The 4,619-nt window shown below is 61.8% G+C and carries 7 protein-coding genes; 4 read left to right on the top strand and 3 right to left on the bottom strand.

What is annotated here, in order from left to right:
* From AB4Z11_RS23680 to fnr, 3 genes are all read left to right on the top strand, one after another.
* On the top strand, window positions 1-209 hold a 209-nt coding region (locus AB4Z11_RS23680), incomplete at its 5' end, for an ATP-binding protein (RefSeq protein WP_442028117.1).
* Window positions 202-837, top strand: coding sequence for a response regulator (locus AB4Z11_RS23675; RefSeq protein WP_442028116.1), 636 nt, complete (start codon window positions 202-204; stop codon window positions 835-837). The genes AB4Z11_RS23680 and AB4Z11_RS23675, both read left to right, overlap by 8 nt.
* A gap of 99 nt (window positions 838-936) precedes the next feature.
* Entirely contained in the window at window positions 937-1,671 is a 735-nt protein-coding gene (gene fnr, locus AB4Z11_RS23670) for a fumarate/nitrate reduction transcriptional regulator Fnr (protein WP_442028115.1), read from the top strand.
* Here fnr and AB4Z11_RS23665 read toward each other — a convergent pair whose 3' ends face one another.
* A complete protein-coding gene (locus tag AB4Z11_RS23665) occupies window positions 1,672-2,565 on the bottom strand; it encodes a LysR family transcriptional regulator (RefSeq protein WP_442028114.1) in 894 nt (297 codons plus the stop codon).
* A 95-nt stretch (window positions 2,566-2,660) separates the two neighbouring features.
* Between AB4Z11_RS23665 and AB4Z11_RS23660 the strand changes: the two genes are divergently transcribed.
* Window positions 2,661-3,572, top strand: coding sequence for a PhzF family isomerase (locus tag AB4Z11_RS23660; protein ID WP_442028112.1), 912 nt, complete (start codon window positions 2,661-2,663; stop codon window positions 3,570-3,572).
* On the opposite strand, the gene AB4Z11_RS23655 is transcribed toward AB4Z11_RS23660, so the two are convergent.
* Both AB4Z11_RS23655 and AB4Z11_RS23650 read right to left on the bottom strand, forming a co-directional pair.
* Window positions 3,569-4,039, bottom strand: a complete 471-nt coding sequence (locus tag AB4Z11_RS23655) for a cyanophycin metabolism-associated DUF1854 family protein (protein ID WP_442028111.1) — start codon at window positions 4,037-4,039, stop codon at window positions 3,569-3,571. The genes AB4Z11_RS23660 and AB4Z11_RS23655 overlap by 4 nt on opposite strands.
* A partial coding sequence (locus AB4Z11_RS23650; protein ID WP_442028110.1) for an ABC transporter ATP-binding protein occupies window positions 4,026-4,619 on the bottom strand: 594 nt, incomplete at its 5' end. The genes AB4Z11_RS23650 and AB4Z11_RS23655, both read right to left, overlap by 14 nt.

Below are 4,619 nucleotides of genomic sequence, written 5' to 3'. Positions count from 1 at the left end.
CAGCGCGTGATGGCGGCGCAGTGCTGCTGACGGTGAAAGACAACGGCAAAGGCATCGACAAGACGCGCTTGCTGGATAAGGAATCGTGGGGAATTTTGGGTATGCATGAAAGGACGCGCGGCTTTGGCGGCGAACTGACCATCACCGGGACGCCGGGACAAGGCACGCTGCTGCAATTGCGTCTGCCGCTGGAGGCGCACCATGACTGACAAGATCAGCGTTCTGCTGGTGGACGACCACGCCATCGCACGCAACGGCGTACGCCTGATGCTCGGTACTGCTGCGGACATCAGCGTCGATGGCGAGGCAAGCAATGCGGTGGAGGCCATGGAGCGCGTGGCTGAGCGCAAGTTTGATGTGGCGCTGGTCGACATCAAAATGCCGGGCAAGAATGGACTCGATCTGCTGAAATGCCTGCGCAATGAATACCCGCGCATGGCGGTGCTGATTTTGAGTACCTACTCCGAAGAGATTTACGCAGTGCGCGCGCTGAAGCTCGGCGCGTCGGGCTATCTGACCAAGGACGCGCCGACGTCCACCTTGATTGAAGCGGTGCGCAAGGCGGCGGCGGGTGGCAAGCACGTGAGTCCGGCGCTGCTGGAAAAGCTGGCAARCCTGGTCGGCGGCGGTGCGACCGGCGATCACGAAAATCTGTCCAACCGTGAGCTGGAGGTGCTGAAGATGATCGCGGCAGGTGAATCCCTGGTGCGCATCGGCGAACTGCTGCACCTGAGCCCCAATACGGTGACGACTTATCGCAGCCGCATTCTTGACAAAATGGGTATGGCGAGCAATGCGGAGCTCACGCGCTACGCTCTGGAACACGGCCTGATTTGAGTTTGTAGGGGAAGCCCTACATGAACTGCATGGGGAGCCCGATATTCTTCCGGGCGGCCAGCGGCGATACTGGCGGTGCCGATTATCTGGAGCCGCAAAATGAAGACCGTCGCGAAGTGCTCGCTGTGCAGTTTTAATAAGCTTTGCCTGCCACAAGGCCTGAATGACAATGATGTGGCCCGTCTGGACCAGATCATTGCCCGACGCCGCCGTGTGCCGCGCGATGAGCGTCTGTATGCCGCCGGCCAGCCTTTCAACAGCCTGTTTGCGGTGCGTTTCGGTCATTTCAAGACTTCGCAGGTCAATCAGCGCGGCGAGCAGCAGATTGGCGGCTTTCACATGGCCGGCGATTTGCTGGGAATGGAAGCCATCGGCGGTGGCATGCATACGGTCGATGCAGTGGCGCTGGAGGACAGTGAAGTCTGCGARATTCCATTCGCCCGGCTGCAGGAGCTGGTCATGCAGGTGCCAGTGCTGCTGCAGCAGTTCCATCGCACGATGAGYCGCGAGATTCAACGCGAGCAGTCGGTGATGCTGTTCCTGAGCCAYATGCGCGCCGAGCAGCGCATGGCGCTTTTCCTCTTGAATCTCTCCGGCCGTTATGCGCAGCGCGGTTTGTCGTCCACCACCTTCCAGCTGCGCATGTCGCGTGAGGACATCGGGGGCTATCTTGGCTTGACCGTGGAAAGCGTGAGCCGTCAGCTGGCGCGTTTGCGCGGCGATGGCCTGATCGCGCTGAATAACCGCGATCTTCAGATTCTTGATCGTCCACGCCTTGAGGCGCTGTCCAGCGGTATGGCAGCCGACGTCATCCCGGTGGCACGGGCAGCCTGATTACCAGCGTACTGCACTAAATTGCACGGCCAGGTGGTCGACGAATAGCCGTGTACGTGCAGGGAGCGCGCGGCCGCTCGGCCATAGCGCGTGAATCGGCACTGGCGGCGGCTCAAATTCCCGCAGAATGATTTCGACGCGGCCTTCGTCCAGCATTTTCCGTATTTGCCAGAAAGGCGCCATGCCGGCGCCGAGTCCGCAGGCGACAGCTTCGTTGGCTGCGGCGGCATCGTTCGCGCTGAATGGGCCTTTTACCTTGATGTGATGAATTTTGCCGCCGATCGTGGCGGGCCATTGCTTGCGGTCTGCGCCTGTGTTGCGCAGGACGCAGGGCAGGGCGGCGAGTTCGTCCGGGTGTGGCGGACGGCCGTGTTGCTGAATCCACGCCGTCGATGCAAAGAACACACGGCGTAGCTGCGCCAGCTTGCGCGCTTTTAATGAAGAATCCGGAAGTTCACCGACGCGGATTGCCAGATCCAGCTTGTCGGCGACCAGGTCGGCATGCCGTTCGCTCAACACTAATTCCACGTCGATTTCAGGCCAGCGCTGCATGAAACTGGCGGCCATTGGCGTGAGCCATGTCGCGCCGAACAGCACAGGCGCTGCCACGCGCAGCTTGCCGCGCGGGTTGTCGCCGTCGCGGCGGGCAGATTCGCGAGCCGCTTCGATGTCGGCCAGCGCGCGCCGAATACGCTCAAGGAAGGCTGCGCCGGCAGGCGTGGCTTGCAGGCGGCGCGTGGTGCGCTGAATCAGCTGTGTACCGATTTCCGCTTCCAGTTCGGCCAGCGAGCGGCTTACCGCTTGCAGCGAACGGCCGGTACGCCTGGCGGCCTCCGTCAGCGAACCGCCGTCCAGGATGGCGATGAATGTCGCATAGTCGTCTAGAGTGCTCATGATTCTCCCGATTTACGAGAGAGTGTATCAATAATCATCAGTATTGTTGCTAGTCATGAGCACAATTATGCTGGGGCTTTGCATAAGGAGATGTCATGCCCCAGCTCTTTCATATCGATTCTTTCACTCGTACGCGCTTCCGCGGCAACCCGGCTGGCGTTGTATTGGATGCGGATGGGCTGTCCGAAGCGGAGATGCAGGACATTGCGCGCGAACTCAAACATTCGGAGACGGCGTTCGTGCTTCGTCCAACCGCGCCGGATCACGACGTGTGGGTGCGCTTCTTTACGCCGACTGTGGAGGTGCCGGTGTGCGGGCATGCGACCATCGCAGCGCACTACGCTCTGGCGCATGTTCGTAGTGCCGTGGCCGGATCGGCGGCGAAGCCCAGCCTTATCCAGCGCACCGGCGCGGGACTGCAACGCGTAACTGCTGTGCGCGATGGCGGCGATTGGCGGATCGAGATCGAGCAGGGTGCAATCAGCTTTGGTCCGCCGCTGGACGATACGTGGCGCGAGAGGATTGCGCGCGCGCTGCGGCTGGAAGTCGGCGCAGCAGCCCTGGCGCCGATGCCCGGCCGACAGCCGGTGCAGGTGGTGTCGACTGGTCATTCAAAGGTCATGGTGCCGCTGCGCGACAACTATCCGCTGGACGCCATCAAGCCCGACATGCAAGCGCTGGCGGCGTTAAGCGCTGAACTTGGCTGCAACGGCTGGTTTCCGTTTGTGATCAGCGGCGCGCAGCGCACGGATGGCCGCATGTTCGCACCGGCGATCGGCATTGCCGAGGACCCGGTCACGGGTAACGCCAACGGCCCGCTGGGCGCCTACCTGGTGAAGCACAGTCTGATGCCGCACGGTGAGCACGAACTGAACTTCGAGGGACATCAGGGCCACGCCATGCGCCGCGACGGCATCGTGTATGTGCGCGTGGCCGTAAGCGGCGGCGCGCCGAAAAGCGTCACCATTGCCGGCGACGCCGTCATCCTGTTTCGAACAGAAATTTAGAGGAAGCGGTCGAGGATTTTCTTGCTGTGCTTATCCAGATTGAACTGGTCGCGGATCAGGAAGTTGATGCCGTGGGTGTCGGACACCAGCAGCGACACCGAGMCAATGCGGCGAATATCTTCTTCGCCGCGCAGCACGAATTCCGTGTCGCCGCGGTCGGTCTTGACCTTCCAGGTGCAGGGTGTGGCGTAGCTGGTCACGCTCTGGATCGTCTGGATTACCGGCATGAACTCGCGGCCCGCGAGGTCCTCGCGCACCATGTCCGCCTGCTCGGATGGCAGGTCGGACAGGTGATCGAGCCATGCGATCTCCTTGCCATCGGTGTTGACGAGGGACAGGCCTTCTTCCGGCGCCTGGATCGGGAAAGCGCGTACCGGCGCCACGTTTTCGTACAGCGTGCCTGCGGCGTCGGTCAGGTTCAGGCGGCCGAAGCTGTCGCGGTGCAGGGTGAAATTAGTTATCGTCATGGCGGGTGTTTGCTTTGTCATCCAGGTCGGTATCGACGTTACGTGCCTGTGCCTGATACAGGCGGTAGTAGGCGCCTTCGCGCGCCATCAATTCTTCGTGCGGGCCTTCTTCTACAACCTGGCCGCGGTCCATCACCACCAGGCGGTTGGCGCGCTGCAGCGTGGATAGGCGGTGCGCAATCGCAATCGTGGTGCGGCCCGCCACCAGATTGTCCAGCGCTTTCTGGATTTCTTTTTCGGTTTCGGAGTCGACGGACGCTGTGGCTTCGTCGAGGATCAGGATGCGCGGATCGATCAGCAGTGCACGGGCAATCGAAATACGTTGGCGTTCACCGCCGGACAAGCCCTGTCCGCGCTCGCCCACGATCGAATCGTAGCCCTGCGGCAGGCGCAGGATGAAGTCGTGCGCGTGGGCCGCGCGAGCGGCAGCCATGATTTCGGCGCGCGTGGCTTCCGGCTTACCGTAAGCGATGTTCTCGGCGATGGTGCCGAAGAAGAGGAAAGGCTCCTGCAGCACCAGGCCGATATTGCGGCGGTAGTCGGACACCGCATAGTTGCGGATATCCACGCCATCCAGCAG

The sequence above is a fragment of the Pseudoduganella sp. RAF53_2 genome (assembly GCF_052113985.1).
Classification (GTDB): domain Bacteria; phylum Pseudomonadota; class Gammaproteobacteria; order Burkholderiales; family Burkholderiaceae_D; genus Rugamonas.
This window is presented reverse-complemented; position numbering and strand designations above follow the sequence as displayed.